Consider the following 17,757-nt stretch of genomic DNA (forward strand, 5'->3'; position numbering starts at 1 on the left):
ACCTGAGCGCGGGCTCTATTCGCGGTCCCACTGGCGGGCAATCGGCTGGTCGGCCTCACGCATCATCTCCATGTAAGCCGCAAGAACATCCGTTCCGGGGAGCCCGTTCGCGTCTGCCGCAGCGGCCCATTCCTTGGCGATGTTCGGCAGAGAGTCCGCCCAGTCCTGCCGCATCTCGGCAGATATTTCATGGATTGTGCCGCCCTGATCGACACACGCCTGACGTCCCTTTGCGTCGCCTTCGGTCGTGACTTCAGCCAGAAGATCGCGGTACTGCGGCGTGACGTCCCGAATGGCATCCTGCACCTCGCTAGGGAGTCCGTCGAACCAGGACTTGTTCGCCACCAACGCAAAATTCGAGACCGAGCCCATGTCCGCCGACAGGAAATGCGGGGCAACTTCACAGAGTTTGAACGCACCCACCACGTCAGCCCATCCGACAAGCGCATCCGAAACGCCGCTGTTGACCTCCTGATAGAATTTGGGGAGCGCGGTGGGCACACCAGTTGAACCCAGACCTTCAAGCCAGCGCAGGTTCAGACCGGCGCCGGAGACCTTGATGCCTTCAAAATCCTCGAGGCTCTCAATCGGTTCTTTCGACAGGACATTGTAGGACTTGATGGCCCCCATATGTCCCAGAAACTCAAGATTGAATTTCTCCCAACCCTGTTTCATTTCCGGGATGGAGAATGTGAGCGCGTCATTGACTTCCGACGTCAGCGCCAGATCCACCGTCACAAATGGGGTCACGTAGGAAACGCTGGACAAGGGCACCTTGTCCGTGTGGAAGGCCGTCACAACAAGGCCGATATTGCCGATGCCGTTGCCGATGGCATCGAACTCTCCACGCGGCTGAACGACGGTTCCGAAAGCTTCCAGATAGTTCAGTTCATAATTGCCGGTTTCCGCCAGACGCTTGTTGACCTCCGGCATCCAGAAGTCTTTCAGGTGCCGGATCCATGCGGTCCGGTCCGTGTATCCGGAAAGAACCGTGACATTGATTTTTTCCTGTGCCTGGGCGCCCTGGATCAGCAGAACGGCGGTGCCGGCAAGCATTGCGGCGGTGGTCGCCATGCGCCTCGATATGTCCCTCATTCTTTCCTCCCTTGGCTGTGTCGGTTGGCGGTCCGCAGAAGGACCGGTCGATCTGGTTCAAGAGGTTCTTCGGGGTCATCTGCTGTTGCGAACAGTTCATTTCCCAACCGTTCAACTGTGCCGCTGCGCAGCCCGGACACGCGGTCGCGATGCCGTGCCGTACCATTGACATGGCCGGCACTTCCTCCCTTGTCCGGCGATCTTATCCGCAGTCCTAGGCAGACAGGCATCAGATTACGTCTTGACCTTTAGAACGTTTCTTTGTGGTCGGAAGGGTGATGGACGAGATGGCCCTTCTGCGAAACGGGCGGGGGACCCGGTCGGCTCAATGACTGTCGGGTTCAGAAAGTGCGATTGTGTGCACTCGATGAGATGACCGAAAAGTACTGGCCGGGCTCCAGCCGGAATGACAAGTTTTGAACGAGAGATCGCGCCACGCCACCCAGTCCCAGTGCACCGGGCAGCAATCGGTACATTCCAGCAACAACACGAGCGGGGTTCGCTCGCTCATGACACCCGCTCACCAATTACTGAAGCACTGTGATTGGCCGCACGCGTTCTAAGGGCTCTTTATTAGGGCGGCGTAGCGCGCAGGCTGCTTTGACGCGGCTCGCGGGCGGGGGGATCAACCAGAGACGCGAGAGGCGCTCCCATGGTGTTGGCAATCAATTCTCAATTCCGCATCGTCTTGATCGTGGCGGCGGTAGCAGTTTCGCTGGCCTGGTCAGGTGCGGTGCGTGGCCAGGAAGCGGCCCCGCTGCCGGATTACGTTATTGAACAGTACGGTTCACCGCCGCCGATCCCGGACGGGCCGTTGTCGGAGACCGTGAAAGAGGCGGTGGAAACAGCCTTCGTCGACAGCCTGACGCAATCGGCCTGGGGCTCGGATCAGACGCTTGCCCTCATCAGGGTTTCTGAATCAAAGGATCCCAGGCTTGTCTGGATCATCAGCGATCTGATGCGCTTCACCGCCGGTTCGCAGCTCAGTGCATTCCTGACCGATGCCGCCTCGACCCTCCTGGGAAAAGAAATCCCCCAGCAAAACAACTGGGGCGTCATCACGGATCATCTGATCGCCTGGGATATACCGGCACCCCCGGACTATCTCCGGGTGAAACGGGCCATCTTCACGACGGTTGTCCCCGGCTGGGACAAGATCTTTGTCGAAGGTGACATCGACTGGCGCCACGTCTCGTGGGGCGGCGTGCTGATCGACAACCGCGCTTTCGACAAGACCGACGAAGCCTGCAACTGCATTCCCGCCGCGGACAATCCCGAGGTTAGCAGCGCGGACGAGGCGACCTGGCTGAAGGATGACGATATTGTTTTCGGCATCGAGGTGAACGGGGAGTCCCGGGCCTATCCGCGCCGCATCATGGAAGTGCGCGAGATGGTCAACGATACGCTCGGCGGCAGAGATCTTGGCATTCCCTATTGCACCTTGTGCGGCGCTGCGCAGGCCTATTTCACCGACCAATTGCCCGACGGCATCGAGAGACCGGTCCTGCGCACGTCTGGCCTCCTCATTCGATCCAACAAGGTCATGTATGACGTTAATACCTATTCGGTGTTCGACACATTTCTGGGCAAGGCTGTTACAGGTCCGCTGGCGGACAAGAAGCTGCAACTGGAACAGGCCAGCGTTGTGACCACCGACTGGGGCACCTGGAAAAAGGAACACCCGGAGACAACGGTGCTTGTTGAAGCGCTCGCGCTCGGGCGCGACTTCGATTTCCGCAATGGCCGCGATGCCAACGGTCCGATCTTCCCGGTTGGCGATGTCGATCCGCGGCTGCCGGTTCATGAAGATATCATCGGTGTCGTCACGGCATCCGGGAAACCGGTGGCGTTTCAGCGCAGCAAGGCTCTTGTGGCCTTGAAGAAGGGCGATGAGATCGCGTTTGAAAATGTGCGTCTCAAACTGGATGCCGGCGGGATCAGGGCTGTTGACGCAGACGGCTCGGACCTTGGCAGTCACCAGGCGTTCTGGTTTGCCTGGTCACAGTTTCATCCCGGCACAGAACTCTGGTCCGGGTAAGTCACTTATTGAGGTTGGGCGGTGAGCGATCCGAGCCGTCTGCAGTTCCCCCCGGGATTGAAACGGAGGATGATCAACCCGTCCCGTCGGCGAACAGCCTCATGATCAGGCGTTCCACTTCGCGGACGGCTTTTGATCGCGCTTCGGGTCTGCGCGCAAGCGACACTTTCAAGGTGCGAATGTGTGGCATTCCGGCCTCCGGGCCCAGAACCCTCAGGCCGGCCTCCACGTTTTCAGCCAAGCCGGCCGCTATGCCGATACCTGCTCGTGCTGCCGCCATCATCGCACCGAAGCTCTTCGTTGTCATGGCAACACGATAGCGGCGTCCGGCGCGCTCAAGCGCGCCCTGAATCGTGCGTGCGTAGTCGCTTCCTTCCCCCCACAAGATGACCGGCAGCGGATCCATCTGCTGCAGATCCACTATTTCAGGACCTATCCAGACCGCATCCCGCACAAACAGAGGGACGGCTTCCGGCATCCCCGGTGTGTCGCCGACAAGCAGTGCGAGATCGAGCCCGCTGTCGCGGATGCCGCCGATAAGTTGAGGCGTGGCTTCAGTCCAAAGGGACAATTCAATGTCCGGTGCCGCATTCCGTATCTCGGGCAACAGTCGGCTGAGAACAGGTTCCAGAAAGAACTCGGACATCCCGAGTGCCACCCTTCCACCACCAGAGGTGAGTGCGAAGGCTTCAAGTGCCCTGTTATGCGCGTTCAGCACCTCGCGCGCAGGGCCCAGGAGCCGGCGTCCCTCCTGCGTCAATCGCACAGCGCCGCTACCCCGATCGAAGACCGGACGCCCGATCTCGGTCTCCAGTTTCTTGATCTGCTGGCTGACAGCACTTTGCGTACGCCCGACCTTCTGGCCGGCGGCAGTGAAACTGCCCGTCTCGGTAATTGCCAGAAAGGCTTTCAGTGCATCGATATCCATGCCCATTAGAATTTCTTATTTGAACTAGAAAGTAAATTCGTTTGCGAAATGTCTTGTTGCATCGGCATCCTCTTCGGCAAAGGAGGCGCCCGATGGAGAAGGTTTTGAACCACCGTCTTGCCGAGCCCGATGACTTCAATGCCCTGATTGCCCTGCAGCGCCGCGCCACGCTTGGTCTTAGTGGCGACCATTACGACCTGGATGCGATGCGGCTTGCTCTTGAAGAAGTGCCAATTCTGACTCGCGACCTGGTCGACGACGGTCATTACCATGTCTTCACCGATCCAGAGGGTGCAATCGTTGCCGGTGGGGGCTGGTCCTGCCGCGCGCCCGGTTTTGCAGATGCCGCGGGTGGAACCGCAAGCACGCTCGCGCCTGGCCAGGCCTTTGTTCGGGCCGTGAATGTCGACCCGGCCATGGCCCGCCAGGGCCTCGGGCGTCGGATCATGACATTGATCGAAGCTGATGCGGCGGCCCAAGGCATCCGCCACTTCTTGCTGACGGCGACGCTTCCCGGCAAACCGCTATATGTGGGCCTTGATTATCGCGTCCTTCATCCTGTCGAGGGGCGGCTTTCCAACGGCTACCTTGTCCGCTTATTCGCGATGGAAAAGATGCTTGTGCCCGGCGCGCACCCACGTCCGGGCTCCGTGACTCCTGGCGGCTTCAGTCAGGCCGCGATAGCGGATGTCTCCAAGCAGGATGGAGATTTCCCCGAAGCATGAGGAAACGAACGGTCAACCCGATCTCTCGTGTCTGGAGACCGCTCAGGATTACTTTACTTTTTTGACGCCTTCCAGGATCAGCGTCGTTGCGACGTTGGCGTAGTCCTCGCGGGAAACCGGACCGCCTTCCTTGAACCACATATAGACCCAGTTCATCATGCCGAAGAGCGACATCGTCACCGGCATCAGCAAGGGGCGATCGGGGTTTGCGAGCTGCGGGTGGATGTCCTTCAGCGCGTTGGAGAAGTGACGCACGATCCGGCGTTCGATGGCCACGATCTCAGCCTTCTGTTCGTCGGAAAGCGCCGGGCCCGCATTGAGCTGGACCTTGTGCTGATCGTCGGCGCCGCGATAGTTGTCCAGTACGGTCATCACCAGCTTGTGCAGTCTTTTTTCGGCGGGCAGGGACGGGTCGTCCGCCGTTTCCAGAGCTTCGTCGAGACTGTCCAGATGCGAGCGGATGATCGCAAAGATCAGCACACCCTTCGACGGGTAGTAGTGATAGAGCAACGACTTGGAGACACCTGCTTCCTGGGCAATCTGCGACATGGACGCCTTTTCCATGCCCTGGGTCGCAAACACATTGGCTGCCGTCAGAAGCAGGCCATGCTGTTTTTCTTCAAAATCACTGGCGCGCGTTCTCGCCATACGTCATGAACTCCATATTGCGGACCAAAGCTTGCGCCTGGTTACAAATTTCTAGCCTGATCGAATGAAATTGACCAGCCGGTCCGACAATTAACGGTGGACCGGCCAGATCGCTGATTTCGTTTGGATCTTCTATTCCATGAGTTGTCAGACCTTCATTCTCTCAAGTGCTTTCCCGGCCAAACGCAGCGCATGCCGGGGTCTGCATTTTGAAAAGAGGTCTTTCCTCCCGCCCGGGTTCCGGATCCGTGCCTTGCTTCGTCCGCGACAGCGTGGGTGGTTTCTTTCCGTTTCGGGATCTTCGGACCTATTCCTTCGGGCGGTTGTCGACGACACGCTTGGCCTTGCCTTGCGAGCGGTCGATGCTGTCTGGCTCATGGATTTCGACCTTTGAGGATATGCCGATGGTCGACTTGATGTGATGGGCGAGTTCCTTCGCCGAGGCTGCGCGTGCTTCAGTGCTGCTTGCGTCTGCCATTGCCTCGGCATGCACGATCATCGCGTCCATGCGTCCGGCGCGGGTCAGCTCGATCTGGAAGTGGGCGCTCAGGCCGGCGCATTTGAGGATTTGTTCCTCGATCTGGGTGGGGAAGACGTTGACACCGCGCAGGATGATCATGTCGTCGCTGCGTCCCGTGATTTTTTCGATCCTGCGCATGGAGCGGGCTGTGCCGGGCAGGATGCGGGTGAGATCCCGGGTCCGATAGCGGACCATCGGCAGGCCTTCCTTCCTCAGTGTCGTGAAGACAAGCTCGCCCATCTCGCCGTCGGGAAGCACTTCTTCGGTCACCGGATCGATGATTTCCGGATAGAAATGATCTTCCCAGACATGCAGACCGTCTTTGGTCTCAACGCATTCCTGGGCGACGCCGGGCCCCATGATTTCCGACAGACCGTAGATGTCGACGGCATGCATGTCGAAGGCGTCCTGGATTTCCTCGCGCATGGCATTGGTCCAGGGCTCTGCGCCAAAGATCCCGACCTTGAGCGAACTTTCGCGCGGGTCTAGGCCGCGGCGGCGGTATTCATCCAGGATCGACAGCATGTAGGACGGGGTGACCATGATGACATCGGGACGGAAGTCCTCGATCAGGGTCACCTGGCGTTCAGTCATGCCGCCGGAAATGGGCACCACGGTGCAGCCGAGCCGTTCCGCGCCATAGTGGGCGCCAAGACCGCCTGTGAAGAGGCCATAGCCATAAGCGTTGTGCAGAATGTTGCCCTTGCGGCCACCGGCGGCGCGGATCGAACGCGCGATCAGATCAGCCCAGTTGGAAATATCGTTTGCCGTATAACCAACAACCGTCGGCTTTCCGGTGGTGCCGGAGGACCCATGTATGCGGACGAGATCTTCCCTCGGAGTTGCAAACATGCCGAAGGGATAGGTGTCACGCAGGTCCTGCTTCACCGTGAACGGAAACTTCGCAAGGTCGGCCAGGGATTTGAAATCGCCAGGATGCGCGCCGTGTTCGTCAAAGCGTTTTTTGAAGAAAGGCGAGTTTTCGTAGGCATGGCCGAGGGTCCAGGCAAGACGGTTTTGCTGGAGCTCAGAAATCTCGTCGCGGGATGCGGTTTCGATCGGGTCGAGAATCCCGCGGTCAGGCGTGAGGTCAATCATTCAAGCTTCTCCCAGTGCGCAGGTCGCGCCGTTTCGGTTCATTCGGGCAAAAAGGTGCGGTTGATGGTGCGGGAATGGCCACGGAACTCGGCAATCACGGTTCCGTCCTCTCGCGTCAGACTGATGTCATAGATGCCGGAGCGTCCCTGTCTCGAGAGCTCTCGAGCAGTTGCCGTCAAAACATCGCCGAGGGAGCCGGGGGCGATATAGGTGATCGAACAATGCTGGGCGACGGTCACCTGGTTGTAGGTGTTGCAGGCAAAGGCAAAAGCGCTGTCCGCCAGGGCGAACAAATAGCCGCCGTGCATGTTGCCGTGACCGTTGGTCATGATGTCAGTGACTGTCATGCGGATAACGGCTTCGCCCGGCGCAACACGGATGAGGTCCATGCCGAGCGCCTGTGAGGCGTTGTCATCGTCCCACATGATTTTGGCGCAAGCCTCGGCAAGCTCCTGCGGGTTCATTTCGGAAGCAGCTTTCATATCATTTGCCCTTGAAGACGGCGGGACGCTTTTCAAGGAAGGCCGTGACGCCCTCGGCATAGTCGTCCGTAAATCCCGCCGCCCTCTGGCAGTCACGTTCCATGTCAAGATGAGTGTCCAGATCCTGTGTTCCAGCGGCCTGGATCAGCCGCTTGGTCAGGCCGAGGCCGACAGTCGGGCCGAGTGCCAACTTGTCGGCAATCGCCAAGGCGGCATCCAAGAGTGCGTCATCATCGACTGCTTTCCAGATCAGACCCCAGCTTTCGGCCTGTTCTGCCATCACGGGCTCGGCGAGAAGGGCGAGCGCCTTGGCGCGCGGTTCGCCGAGAATGCGGGTGAGAGACCAGCTGCCGCCGGCATCGGGGATCAGGCCGATCTTGGAAAAGGCCTGTATGAACTTTGCCGACCGGGCTGCCAGAACGATGTCGCAAGCAAAGGCTATGTTGGCACCGGCGCCGGCGGCAACGCCGTTGACCGCGCAGACGACCGGTTTTTCGAGTTCGCGGATCAAGCGCAGCGTCGGGTTGTAAAACGTGTCGAGGGTGTGTCCGAGGTCGGGTTTCTCATCACTCTTGCGTGGATCGCGGTCGCCGAGATCCTGGCCCGCGCAAAAGCCGCGACCGGCTCCGGTCAACAGGACTGTACGCACGTCGGCTTCGTTGTGAGCGCGCTCGATACCGGTGCGAAGGGCAAGGTGCATTTCCTCGTTAAAGGCGTTCAGTTTGTCCGGCCGATTGAGCGTCAGCTTCAAAACGCCATTTTCCAGGCTTGATATAACGCTTTGATTTTCCGTCATTTTCACCTCCCTGACGCCATTTTCTTCATGGGTCCCTAAAACAAATTGTTGCATAAACCGTCCGGTCGGTCAATTATAAGTCTTGCGACGACGACCACGCCATGAAGTTTTGAGGAGGACTCATGTCGCAGCTTTTCGATCAGAATCGTGCCCTGCTGGAGGGCGCGCTGCAAGCGATGAAAACGCGCGAATTCTGGACGCCGTTTCCGGAAGTTCCCTCCGGCAGGATTTACGGCGAGACAGCGCGTGAAGACGGCGAGAAAGCGTTTGCGGCGCTGGTCGGCAAACCGTTCGATATTCCAGGTCATCCTGAGGAAAAACGTCTCGGCCAGGAGGTGTCGCCCTGGGGCATGGATCTCGATCTGACCTATCCCGCTGCCTCAAGGGAAACACTGATTTCCACTTCCAAGGCAGCCCTTGAAGACTGGTCGAATGCAAGCGTTGAGGCACGCGTCGGCGTTCTCCTGGAGACGCTCGTTCGTCTCAACAAGATGAGTTTTCTGATTGGGCATGCGACGGTCCACACGACGGGCCAGGCCTTCCCAATGGCGTTTCAGGCCGGAGGACCGCACGCTCAGGACCGGGGCCTTGAAGCTGTTGCTGCTGCCTATGCGGAAATGACGGCGACCGCCGACAAGGCCGTTTGGGAAAAACCGCAGGGCAGGAACACGCCCATCGTTCTGGAAAAACACTGGCGGATCGTCCCGCGCGGCATTTCTCTCACGATTGGCTGCAATACGTTTCCCGGTTGGAACGGCTATCCGGGCCTTTTTGCAAGCCTTGCCACCGGCAACACGGCGATCGTGAAACCGCATCCGATGGCCATTTTGCCGCTCGCAATCACGGTCAAAGTCCTGCGCGAAGTATTGGCGGAAGAAGGGTTGCCGGTGGATGCTGTCCTGCTTGCGGTCGATGAGCCGGACGCGCCCGTCACCAAAGATCTGGTTGCCGCGCCGGATGTGAAACTCATCGACTACACCGGATCGTCCGCATTCGGTGACTGGATCCGGAAAAACGCAGGTGACGCGCTGGTCTTCACCGAGGAGACAGGCGTCAATTCCGTGGTGATCACCGGCACGGATGATTTTGGCGGCATGTGTGACAACCTTGCCTTTTCGCTGGCGCTCTATTCCGGCCAGATGTGTACATCACCGCAAAACATCTATGTGCCGGAAAGCGGCATTGAAACCGACCAAGGTCCCAAAACCTTTGATGAGGTCTTCACCGGGATCGCAGCGGCAATCGACAGGCTGCTTGCAGATCCCAAACAGGCTTCCGGCGTCTGCGGAACCATCGTCAATCCGGCAAGCCTGGATCGGCTGGAGCGCGCGCGCGCTGCGGGCCGGGTCCTGCGCGAAAGCGGCAAGACCGGCACTGGCCGGTCTGCGACCCCGTTGATCGTCGCGGTCAGCCGGGATGACACGCTTCATCGTGACGAGTGTTTCGGACCGGTTGTCTTTGCCGTTGCAAGCAAATCCGCTGGTGACGCGATTGATCAGGCCGCGTCTCTTGCCCGGGAGAAAGGGGCAATCACGGCCGCGCTCTACGCGAGCGAACAGGATCTGATCGACCGGGCCGCCAGGGCCTTCGCCCATGCCGGTGTCAACCTGTCGGTCAATCTCACCGGCAACATCTTCGTCAACCAATCGGCGGCCTTTTCCGATTTCCACGTCACCGGTGCGAACCCGGCTGGAAACGCAAGCCTGACCGACACTGCTTTTGTCGCGCCACGGTTCCGGCGCGTCATGATCCGCTGGCCGAAATCCGCCTGAAACCGGCGAAAGGCCAATCTGGAAACCCCTGGGAGGACCCCATGAAATTCACGATGACTGCTATCGCCACCCTGTTGGCACTTGGACTCACGTCTGCTGCTCAGGCCGACATCAAACTCGGTGCCAGCCTGTCCGCCTCTGGCGGTGCCGCTTTCCTTGGCGATCCGGAAGCCAAGACGCTCGAAATGCTTGTAGAGGAAGTCAACGCCGCCGGCGGTATCAACGGAGAGAAGATCGAGCTGATCCTCTATGACGACGGCGGCGATCCGAACAAGGCCCGCACCTTTGCCACCCGCCTGGTTGAAGATGACGAGGTCGTCGCCATCATTGGCGGATCGACCACCGGAACCACCATGTCGATCCTCCCTGTTGCCGAGGACGAGGGCATTCCGTTCATCTCTCTGGCCGGTGCGATCCAGATTATCGATCCGGTGCGCCCGTATGTGTTCAAGACACCGCATACCGACCGCATGGCCTGCGAGAAAATCTTCACCGACATGCAGAAAAACGGCATCACGACGATCGGCATGATCTCGGGCACCGACGGCTTCGGCGCGTCCATGGAGGCCCAGTGCAAGGATGTTGCCGGCACATACGAGATCACGATTGCCGCGCAGGAGACCTATGCACCGCAGGACGCGGACATGACCCCTCAGCTGACCAAGATCAAGTCCACCGAGGGCGTCCAGGCGATCCTCAACCCGGGCTTTGGCCAGGGTCCGGCCATCGTGACGCGGAACTATGCGCAGCTCGGAATCGATCTGCCGCTCTATCAGAGCCATGGTGTTGCTTCCGACGGTTTCATCGAGCTGGCAGGTGCGGATGCTGCTGAAGGTGTGCGCCTTCCGGGCACAGCGCTTCTGATTGCCGACATCATCGAAGATGGTGACCCGCAGAAGGAGGTCGTTGCTGCCTACAAGGCTGCTTACGAAGAAAAATACGGTGAAGCTGTCTCCACCTTTGGCGGCTACGCACATGACGCCTTCCGCCTGATGACCGATGCGATTGCCCGCGCCGGGAGCGACGATCCGAGCGCCATCCGTGATGCGCTGGAAGCAACCGATGGCCTGGTCGGCACCACCGGCATTTACAGCTTCAGTGCCGACGATCACCTTGGTCTTGATCTCAGCGCTTTCCGCATGCTGGAAATTCGCGACGGCAAGTGGACCTCGATTGACTGATTGATTGACCTTCGGCCGGGAGGGGTCTCCCGGCCGCTTTCCCCGAACGCGTAAAGGAAACGTCGTCCATGGACGCCCTTATGCAATTTATCTATTCCGGCCTGACCGTCGGCGCCGTTTATGCGCTGGTCGCGCTTGGCTTCACGATCATCTACAACGCTTCCGATGTTGTGAACTTCGCCCAGGGCGAGTTCGTCATGCTCGGCGGCATGATCACGGTGTTTGCCTTCGACGCTGGCCTGCCGCTTCCGCTTGCCGCGCTGACAGCGATTGTTGCAACGGCTGCCATCGGCGTCGCACTCAACAAGTTTGCGATCGAGCCCGCCAGGGGCGCGCCGGTTGTCTCGTTGATTATCATCACCATCGGAGCTTCGATCCTGATCCGGGGTGCGTCCCAGGTTATCTTTGACAAGCAGCTCCACCGCCTGCCGGCGTTTTCCGGTGACGACCCAATCCACTTGCTGGGAGCGACACTTCTGCCGCAGAGCCTGTGGGTGATTTGCGGTGCTTTTGCCATCTTTATCGGTCTGTGGCTGTTCTTCACGCGCACGCTGCTCGGCAAGGCCGTTTTGGCCACTGCCAACAATCGCCTGGCCGCGCAGCTCGTCGGGATCAACACAGGCTTTGTGATGACGCTGTCATTTGCGCTCTCGGCTGCCATTGGCGCCCTGGCCGGTGTTCTGGTCACGCCGATTACGCTGGTGAGTTACGATGTCGGTGTCGGCCTGGCGCTGAAAGGTTTTGCCGCCGCGATGCTGGGCGGTATGGGAAATCCGAAAGGCGCACTTGTCGGCGGGCTCCTGCTCGGTCTCTTTGAGGCGCTGACCGCCGGATACATCTCCTCGCAGTACAAGGAAGCCGTTGCCTTTGTTGTGATCCTGGCTGTGCTCTTCGTGATGCCCCAGGGGCTCTTCGGCGAAAAGAAAACGGAGAGGGTCTGATCCATGACTGGCAAAAGCAAATGGATCCAGCTTGCGGTCCTCGCGATCATCATGCTGGTTCTGCCGTTCTTCTTTCCGTCCGGATACTATTACCGCGTCGGTGCGCTGATTTTCGTGAACGCGCTCTCGGTCGTCGGTCTGGTCATCCTGATCGGGTATGCCGGCCAGATCAGTCTCGGTCACGCGGGTTTTGCCGGGATCGGCGCCTATTCCTGTGCGTTGGCACCGGTCCATCTCGGGCTGCATCCGGCACTCGCTGTTCTTCTCGGTGCTGGAATCTCAGGTGTCCTCGCGCTTTTGATCGGTCGCCCGATCCTGCGCCTGAAGGGCTATTATCTCGCGGTCGCAACCCTTGGCTTCGGCATTCTGGTGTCGATGATCCTCTCCAACGAACGGGGGCTGACCGGTGGACCGGACGGGATTTCCGTACCGGGGCTTGGCCTGCGTCCGCTCCTGCGCGACATGGGGCTGCGCCTTTCCGGTGGCGAGTTCTGGTACATCGTCAATGCGGTGGTGCTGCTCGTTTCCATCTGGATCGCGCTCAATCTCTATCAAAGCGCCACGGGCCGCGCGATGCGGGCACTTCACGGGTCCGAAACCGCTGCAAAGACCGTCGGTATCGATGTCGCCAGGTTCAAGCTGCAGGCCTTTGTGCTGTCCGCCGTTTATGCCTCCGTGGCCGGGTCGCTGCTTGCGCTCCAAAACGGCTTCATCACACCTGACGTGGCCGGCTTCATGCATTCGGTCGAGATGGTGACCATGGCTGTTCTCGGTGGTGTCGGGTCCGTGCTCGGAGCCACCTTCGGCGCGGCGATCCTGACGCTGCTGCCCCAGATTCTCACCGTCTTTGCCGACTATGAGCAGCTTGTGCTCGGCTTTGTGATGATCCTCGTGATGATTTTCTTGCCGCTTGGGCTACTGCCGTCGATTGCCGCTCGGGTGCGGTGGAGGGGTGTGTGATGACCATTCTCGAAGTCAAAGGTCTCGGCATCAGTTTTGGCGGTCTGCGTGCGGTCAACGATGTCAGCTTTTCGGTCAAGCCGGGGGAAATCGTCTCGGTGATCGGACCGAACGGCGCCGGTAAGACAACACTCTTCAACATGATCTCCGGTGTCTATCTGCCGAGTGACGGTGAGGCGAAGCTGGACGGCGAAGACGTGACTGCGCAGGCACCGCATCTACTAGCCGCAAAGGGCCTGACCCGCACATTTCAGAACCTTCAGATCTTTCAGGAGATGACGGTTCTGGAGAACGTTGTCGCCGGGTTTCACCTGAGCGAGCGGCCGTCGATCTGGGCCGATCTCTTTTCACTTCCTTCCGCACGCCGCCGGTCGGCTGAGGTCCGGGACAAGGCTTTTGCATTTCTGGAAAAGGTCCGGCTGACCAATGCTGCCGAGGAGGAAGCGGGCAACCTGTCCTACGGAGCCCTGAAGCGTCTAGAAATCGCGCGCGCTCTGGCGGTTGGACCGCGCGTGCTTCTGCTCGACGAACCGGCTGCCGGGTGCAACGCGGTTGAAACTGAAGAAATTGACGATCTGATCGCCACTCTCGCCCAGTCCGGTATCGCCATTCTTCTGGTGGAGCACGACATGAAAATGGTGATGCGGATCTCGAACCACATCGTTGTTCTCGACCACGGCGAGAAAATTGCCGAAGGAACGCCGGAGGCGGTTTCGAAAAATCCTGATGTCATTGCCGCCTATCTCGGCACGGAGGAAGAGGAGCCTGCTCATGCTCTCGGTTGAGGGACTGCGGTCGGCCTACGGCCATATCGAAGTGCTGCACGGTATCGATCTCAACGTATCATCAAAGGAGATCGTCACCGTCGTTGGAGCCAATGGTGCGGGCAAGACGACACTGCTCAAATGCCTGTCGGGAACGCAGCCTTCAACGGGTGGAGACATCCGGTTTCGCGGTGATGCCCTGACCAGCGTTCCGGCCTTCAAGCGCCTGAAACGGGGACTGTCGCAGTCACCGGAAGGCCGTCAGATCTTCACCAATCTCTCGGTGGAGGAAAACCTGCGTCTCGGGGCCTTCCTCTTTACAGACGAACGGGTCGACAAGGATATGGAAGATGCTTTCCAGATGTTCCCGATCCTGAAGGAGAAACGAAATCTTGCCGCCGGTGGGCTTTCGGGTGGTCAGCAACAGATGCTGGCGATCGCTCGCGCGCTCATGGGGCGTCCCCATTGCCTTCTGCTCGACGAACCCTCCATGGGACTTGCACCGCTTTTGGTGGCGCAGATTTTCGACGTCGTCAAATCGCTCAGGGAGCGGGAGGTTACGGTTCTCCTGGTCGAACAGAACGCGTTCGGTGCCCTGAAGATCGCTGACCGTGGCTACGTCATGGAAACCGGCCGGATCACGCTCGCCGGCGCAGCGGCCGAGTTGATTGCCGACCCGCGCGTGCGCGAAGCCTATCTCGGTATTTGAGCATTGAGGACCTTGGAAAAAATGTCCGTTCTGTCCGTCAGATACCAAGGTGAGATCGCCGTCGTCACACTCGACAATCCGCCGGTGAACGCTGTCTCCGAAGAGGTGCGCAAGGGATTGGTTGCTCTCGCGGATCAGCTGGATGAGGATACCGGTGTGGCTGCCGTTGTCCTCACCTGCGCGGGCAGAACCTTCATTGCTGGTGCGGATGTGCGCGAATTCGGCAAACCACCCGTCGGACCGCATCTGCCGGACGTAGTTACGCGGCTGGAACAGGCAAAGAAACCCTGGGTCGCTGCCATTCACGGGGCCGCGCTTGGCGGCGGTTTTGAGATAGCCATGGGCTGTCGTTTCCGGGTTGCGGACCGGTCAGCAAAAGTGGGTCTTCCCGAAGTCACTCTCGGCATTATTCCCGGAGCCTCGGGCACGGTGCGGACACCGCGCCTCGCCGGTGTTGAAGCGGCTGTCGAATTCGCAACGAGCGGAAAGCCGGTTTCGGCACATCAAGCGTTGCAGAGCGGCGTGATCGACAAGGTGATCGATGGCGAACTTCTGGAAGGCGCAATTGCCTTTGCGCTGGAGGCCTTGAACCATCCGCTGCCCCAGCCGGTGTCGGCAAGGCCTGTCGAAACCAGGGACGAAGCCTTCTGGGAAAAGGCAAAGAAACAAGCAGCGAGGGCGGGTTATCAGGCACCGTTATCGGCCCTGGACTCGATCCGATTTGCCTCACGCCACTCTTTCGATGAGGCGATGGCGTACGAACGGCAGATCTTTCTTGACCTGCGCGCGTCGGATGAGGCGGCTGCACTTCGGGCAGTTTTTTTCGCAGAGCGCGCTGCACCGCGCCCGGCGTTTGTCAAAGACACGAAGCCACGACCGGTTGCCCGGGTAGGGATTGTCGGTGGCGGAACGATGGGTGCGGGAATTGCGTCGTCTTGCTTGTCTGCCGGGCTTAATGTCGTCTTGATCGAGCGCGACGATGAGGCGCTGGCGCGCGGAAGGCAGTCTGTCGAGCGGACGTTTGCAGGTGCCATCAAGCGCGGCAAGTTGTCGGAAGAGGGCAAGGAAACGCTCATGAGTGCCTTGTCCGGATCGACGGATTATGCCGATCTCGGTGAGTGCGATCTCGTGATCGAGGCTGTGTTTGAGGAGATTTCGGTCAAGCGCGACGTCTTTAAAAATCTGGACAGGCATTGCCGGTCGGACGCCATTCTTGCAACCAACACGTCTTATCTGGATCCCCGGGAGATCTCCTCGGCGCTCAAGGACAGTTCCCGTTTTCTGGGGCTGCATTTTTTCAGCCCGGCCAATGTCATGAAGCTCCTGGAGATTGTCCCTGTCCCTGAAACGGCCGACGACGTTCTCGCGAGCGGCTTTGCGCTTGGCAAACAACTTGGCAAAGTTCCGGTCCGGGCCGGCATCTGCGAAGGCTTCATCGGCAATCGGATCCTAAAACGCTATCGCGCGGAAGCTGAAACTCTTGTGCGCGAGGGTATTGCCATTGCCGATATCGATGCGGCGATGCGCGGTTTCGGTTTCAAGATGGGCCCCTTCGAAGCGCAGGACCTCGGCGGGCTGGACATAGCGTTTCTGCAACGGGAAGGCGCACGTGCCGAAGGTGCGGAAATCCCTGAAACCCTTGGTGACATTCTGGTGCGTTCAGGGCGCAAGGGACAGAAATCCGGAGGGGGTTGGTATGACTACGCCGACGGAGACAGGACGCCGCGTCCCTCGAGCGCTGTGTCAGACCTTCTCGCCGCTCAAGTGACAAACGGGCCGCAGCTGGACCCGGAAGAGATCTCTGAACGTCTCGTCAGGGCCTTGGCAGCGGAAGGCGAGGTGATCTTAACCGAAGGCGTCGCGCATAGTGCATCCGATATCGATCTTGTTGAGATCCACGGCTACGGTTTTCCGCGCTGGAAGGGCGGGCCGATGTTCTGGAAGGATCAGCGGCTGCGATCCTGAATCGAAACCGAGCGCGTTTTCATTGTGGCGCAGCAGCGGCTCAATCGGCGACGCTGCACTTTACCGGAGGAGATGGTGTGTCTAATCTTTCTGAGATCAGTCATTGCAGCGAGCCGGTCGGTCGAATGAGGCCTGAACACGTCGATCTTGCGAAGTCTCCCCTGGTGCGGACGCGGGCCCGCTCGCAGCCGGTTGAGCAACTGAGGTCGGACATCCGCAATGTGTGCGGCGACTTTGAGATTGAACCCCGGGACGTTTCCTCTGGCCGGGTAAATGGCGATGTTTCGACCATCAGCGTGTCGCGGTTTCAAACCGCGATCGTTTCGCTGAACGCGAAGCGTGTCCTGAGAGACAGGAACATGATCAGGCGAGATCCGGGCGAGCATCTCTTCTTACTGATCCAGGACAAGGGCAATTGCTGGATCCACCAGAATGAGACCTCGGTCGAGCTGACGCCAGGCGACATGTATCTCGTCGACAGCGCGCACAGTTCCGAATTCGTCTACAACGGTGCGGACGCCCGTCAGGTGTCGATCCACCTTCCGCGCGCCGAAATGCTGCACCGGTTTGGCGGCATCTGCACCGGGGGCATCGCGATCGACCGGACCGACCCCCTGTTTCTCGCGATGCGCGCGGTCCTGACCAAAATCTTTTCCGACGATATCAGCGTTGCCCCGCACCATGGCGAAGCTTTCCTCAGTATTCTCGGTGCCTATTTCCGCAGCGTCGAACACCAGGACTCGCTCAGGGATCGGGCTTCGAACGGAGTTCTGTCGCGGGCTCTTTGCCTGATCGACCGCCATGCGATGGATGCCGATTTTGGGCCTCAGAGGCTGGCCGAACTGCTCCAGGTTTCTCCGCGAACACTGCAAAGGCAATTCGGGGCACTGGGCGAGACGGTTGGAAAGCGGCTTTTGGCGGTCCGGCTGGATACGGCACGGGCCAGGCTAAATTCGGCGGAAGAGGGCTCCGGACGCAACACGATCGCTGCCGTTGCCTATGAAAGCGGTTTCAACGACCTTTCTTATTTCTACCGGGCCTTCCGCGACCGGTTTGGCATGCCGCCCGGCGACCTCCGCAAGAAAGTGTCGCTCTGATCCAATCCCTTTGGCGCCCTGGCCCAAGATTGGCGCGA

The 17,757-nt window shown here is 59.5% G+C and carries 16 protein-coding genes; 10 read left to right on the plus strand and 6 right to left on the minus strand.

The features are described 5' to 3' along the window. Positions 1 to 15: 15 nt before the first annotated feature. Positions 16 to 1,095, minus strand: coding sequence for a C4-dicarboxylate TRAP transporter substrate-binding protein (locus tag RBB47_RS26655; protein ID WP_305988960.1), 1,080 nt, complete (start codon positions 1,093 to 1,095; stop codon positions 16 to 18). A gap of 652 nt (positions 1,096 to 1,747) precedes the next feature. Here RBB47_RS26655 and RBB47_RS26660 point away from each other — a divergent pair. Then, complete coding sequence (locus RBB47_RS26660; protein ID WP_305988961.1) at positions 1,748 to 3,133, plus strand: DUF3179 domain-containing (seleno)protein; 1,386 nt, start codon at positions 1,748 to 1,750, stop codon at positions 3,131 to 3,133. A gap of 73 nt (positions 3,134 to 3,206) precedes the next feature. Here RBB47_RS26660 and RBB47_RS26665 read toward each other — a convergent pair whose 3' ends face one another. Then, positions 3,207 to 4,061 carry a LysR family transcriptional regulator gene (locus RBB47_RS26665; protein WP_305988962.1) on the minus strand — a complete coding sequence of 285 codons (855 nt, stop codon included), beginning with the start codon at positions 4,059 to 4,061 and terminating at the stop codon, positions 3,207 to 3,209. A 92-nt stretch (positions 4,062 to 4,153) separates the two neighbouring features. Between RBB47_RS26665 and RBB47_RS26670 the strand changes: the two genes are divergently transcribed. Then, a complete protein-coding gene (locus RBB47_RS26670; RefSeq protein WP_305988963.1) occupies positions 4,154 to 4,786 on the plus strand; it encodes a GNAT family N-acetyltransferase in 633 nt (210 codons plus the stop codon). A gap of 48 nt (positions 4,787 to 4,834) precedes the next feature. On the opposite strand, the gene RBB47_RS26675 is transcribed toward RBB47_RS26670, so the two are convergent. From RBB47_RS26675 to paaG, 4 genes are all read right to left on the minus strand, one after another. Then, positions 4,835 to 5,434, minus strand: a complete 600-nt coding sequence (locus RBB47_RS26675) for a TetR/AcrR family transcriptional regulator (protein ID WP_305988964.1) — start codon at positions 5,432 to 5,434, stop codon at positions 4,835 to 4,837. A 307-nt stretch (positions 5,435 to 5,741) separates the two neighbouring features. Beyond that, a complete protein-coding gene (paaK, locus tag RBB47_RS26680) occupies positions 5,742 to 7,052 on the minus strand; it encodes a phenylacetate--CoA ligase PaaK (RefSeq protein ID WP_305988965.1) in 1,311 nt (436 codons plus the stop codon). Between the two features lie 38 nt (positions 7,053 to 7,090). Further along, entirely contained in the window at positions 7,091 to 7,534 is a 444-nt protein-coding gene (gene paaI, locus RBB47_RS26685) for a hydroxyphenylacetyl-CoA thioesterase PaaI (protein ID WP_305988966.1), read from the minus strand. 1 nt (position 7,535) lies between these two features. Next, complete coding sequence (gene paaG, locus RBB47_RS26690; RefSeq protein WP_305988967.1) at positions 7,536 to 8,330, minus strand: 2-(1,2-epoxy-1,2-dihydrophenyl)acetyl-CoA isomerase PaaG; 795 nt, start codon at positions 8,328 to 8,330, stop codon at positions 7,536 to 7,538. A gap of 122 nt (positions 8,331 to 8,452) precedes the next feature. Between paaG and paaN the strand changes: the two genes are divergently transcribed. The 8 genes from paaN (at position 8,453) to RBB47_RS26730 (ending at position 17,719) form a co-directional block, all read left to right on the plus strand. Beyond that, a complete protein-coding gene (gene paaN, locus RBB47_RS26695; protein ID WP_305988968.1) occupies positions 8,453 to 10,102 on the plus strand; it encodes a phenylacetic acid degradation protein PaaN in 1,650 nt (549 codons plus the stop codon). A 41-nt stretch (positions 10,103 to 10,143) separates the two neighbouring features. Continuing rightward, positions 10,144 to 11,283 (plus strand): ABC transporter substrate-binding protein, encoded by a 1,140-nt coding sequence (locus tag RBB47_RS26700; RefSeq protein WP_305988969.1) that lies wholly within the window; start codon positions 10,144 to 10,146, stop codon positions 11,281 to 11,283. Between the two features lie 68 nt (positions 11,284 to 11,351). Next, complete coding sequence (locus RBB47_RS26705; protein ID WP_305988970.1) at positions 11,352 to 12,224, plus strand: branched-chain amino acid ABC transporter permease; 873 nt, start codon at positions 11,352 to 11,354, stop codon at positions 12,222 to 12,224. A gap of 3 nt (positions 12,225 to 12,227) precedes the next feature. Then, on the plus strand, positions 12,228 to 13,184 hold the full coding sequence (locus RBB47_RS26710) for a branched-chain amino acid ABC transporter permease (RefSeq protein ID WP_305988971.1): 957 nt from the start codon (positions 12,228 to 12,230) through the stop codon (positions 13,182 to 13,184). Beyond that, on the plus strand, positions 13,184 to 13,969 hold the full coding sequence (locus RBB47_RS26715) for an ABC transporter ATP-binding protein (RefSeq protein WP_305988972.1): 786 nt from the start codon (positions 13,184 to 13,186) through the stop codon (positions 13,967 to 13,969). Before RBB47_RS26710 ends, RBB47_RS26715 begins: the two co-directional genes overlap by 1 nt. Beyond that, positions 13,956 to 14,657 carry an ABC transporter ATP-binding protein gene (locus tag RBB47_RS26720; protein WP_305988973.1) on the plus strand — a complete coding sequence of 234 codons (702 nt, stop codon included), beginning with the start codon at positions 13,956 to 13,958 and terminating at the stop codon, positions 14,655 to 14,657. Before RBB47_RS26715 ends, RBB47_RS26720 begins: the two co-directional genes overlap by 14 nt. A 21-nt stretch (positions 14,658 to 14,678) precedes the next feature. Further along, complete coding sequence (locus tag RBB47_RS26725; RefSeq protein ID WP_305988974.1) at positions 14,679 to 16,622, plus strand: 3-hydroxyacyl-CoA dehydrogenase NAD-binding domain-containing protein; 1,944 nt, start codon at positions 14,679 to 14,681, stop codon at positions 16,620 to 16,622. 125 nt (positions 16,623 to 16,747) lie between these two features. Continuing rightward, positions 16,748 to 17,719 carry a helix-turn-helix domain-containing protein gene (locus RBB47_RS26730; RefSeq protein ID WP_305988975.1) on the plus strand — a complete coding sequence of 324 codons (972 nt, stop codon included), beginning with the start codon at positions 16,748 to 16,750 and terminating at the stop codon, positions 17,717 to 17,719. Positions 17,720 to 17,757 lie beyond the last annotated feature (38 nt).

This window comes from Roseibium sp. MMSF_3544, assembly GCF_030732845.1.
In the GTDB taxonomy this organism is placed as follows: Bacteria; Pseudomonadota; Alphaproteobacteria; order Rhizobiales; family Stappiaceae; genus Roseibium.

Excerpts from the sequence above, each read along its gene's own strand:
- RBB47_RS26665 (WP_305988962.1), bottom strand. The coding sequence starts at position 4,061 with ATGGATATCGATGCACTGAAAGCCTTTCTGGCAATTACCGAGACGGGC.
- RBB47_RS26725 (WP_305988974.1), top strand. The coding sequence starts at position 14,679 with ATGTCCGTTCTGTCCGTCAGATACCAAGGTGAGATCGCCGTCGTCACA.
- paaI (WP_305988966.1), bottom strand. The coding sequence starts at position 7,534 with ATGAAAGCTGCTTCCGAAATGAACCCGCAGGAGCTTGCCGAGGCTTGC.
- RBB47_RS26700 (WP_305988969.1), top strand. The coding sequence starts at position 10,144 with ATGAAATTCACGATGACTGCTATCGCCACCCTGTTGGCACTTGGACTC.
- RBB47_RS26670 (WP_305988963.1), top strand. The coding sequence starts at position 4,154 with ATGGAGAAGGTTTTGAACCACCGTCTTGCCGAGCCCGATGACTTCAAT.
- RBB47_RS26710 (WP_305988971.1), top strand. The coding sequence starts at position 12,228 with ATGACTGGCAAAAGCAAATGGATCCAGCTTGCGGTCCTCGCGATCATC.
- RBB47_RS26655 (WP_305988960.1), bottom strand. The coding sequence starts at position 1,095 with ATGAGGGACATATCGAGGCGCATGGCGACCACCGCCGCAATGCTTGCC.
- RBB47_RS26660 (WP_305988961.1), top strand. The coding sequence starts at position 1,748 with ATGGTGTTGGCAATCAATTCTCAATTCCGCATCGTCTTGATCGTGGCG.
- RBB47_RS26730 (WP_305988975.1), top strand. The coding sequence starts at position 16,748 with ATGAGGCCTGAACACGTCGATCTTGCGAAGTCTCCCCTGGTGCGGACG.
- RBB47_RS26705 (WP_305988970.1), top strand. The coding sequence starts at position 11,352 with ATGGACGCCCTTATGCAATTTATCTATTCCGGCCTGACCGTCGGCGCC.
- paaG (WP_305988967.1), bottom strand. The coding sequence starts at position 8,330 with ATGACGGAAAATCAAAGCGTTATATCAAGCCTGGAAAATGGCGTTTTG.
- paaK (WP_305988965.1), bottom strand. The coding sequence starts at position 7,052 with ATGATTGACCTCACGCCTGACCGCGGGATTCTCGACCCGATCGAAACC.
- RBB47_RS26720 (WP_305988973.1), top strand. The coding sequence starts at position 13,956 with ATGCTCTCGGTTGAGGGACTGCGGTCGGCCTACGGCCATATCGAAGTG.
- RBB47_RS26675 (WP_305988964.1), bottom strand. The coding sequence starts at position 5,434 with ATGGCGAGAACGCGCGCCAGTGATTTTGAAGAAAAACAGCATGGCCTG.
- RBB47_RS26715 (WP_305988972.1), top strand. The coding sequence starts at position 13,184 with ATGACCATTCTCGAAGTCAAAGGTCTCGGCATCAGTTTTGGCGGTCTG.
- paaN (WP_305988968.1), top strand. The coding sequence starts at position 8,453 with ATGTCGCAGCTTTTCGATCAGAATCGTGCCCTGCTGGAGGGCGCGCTG.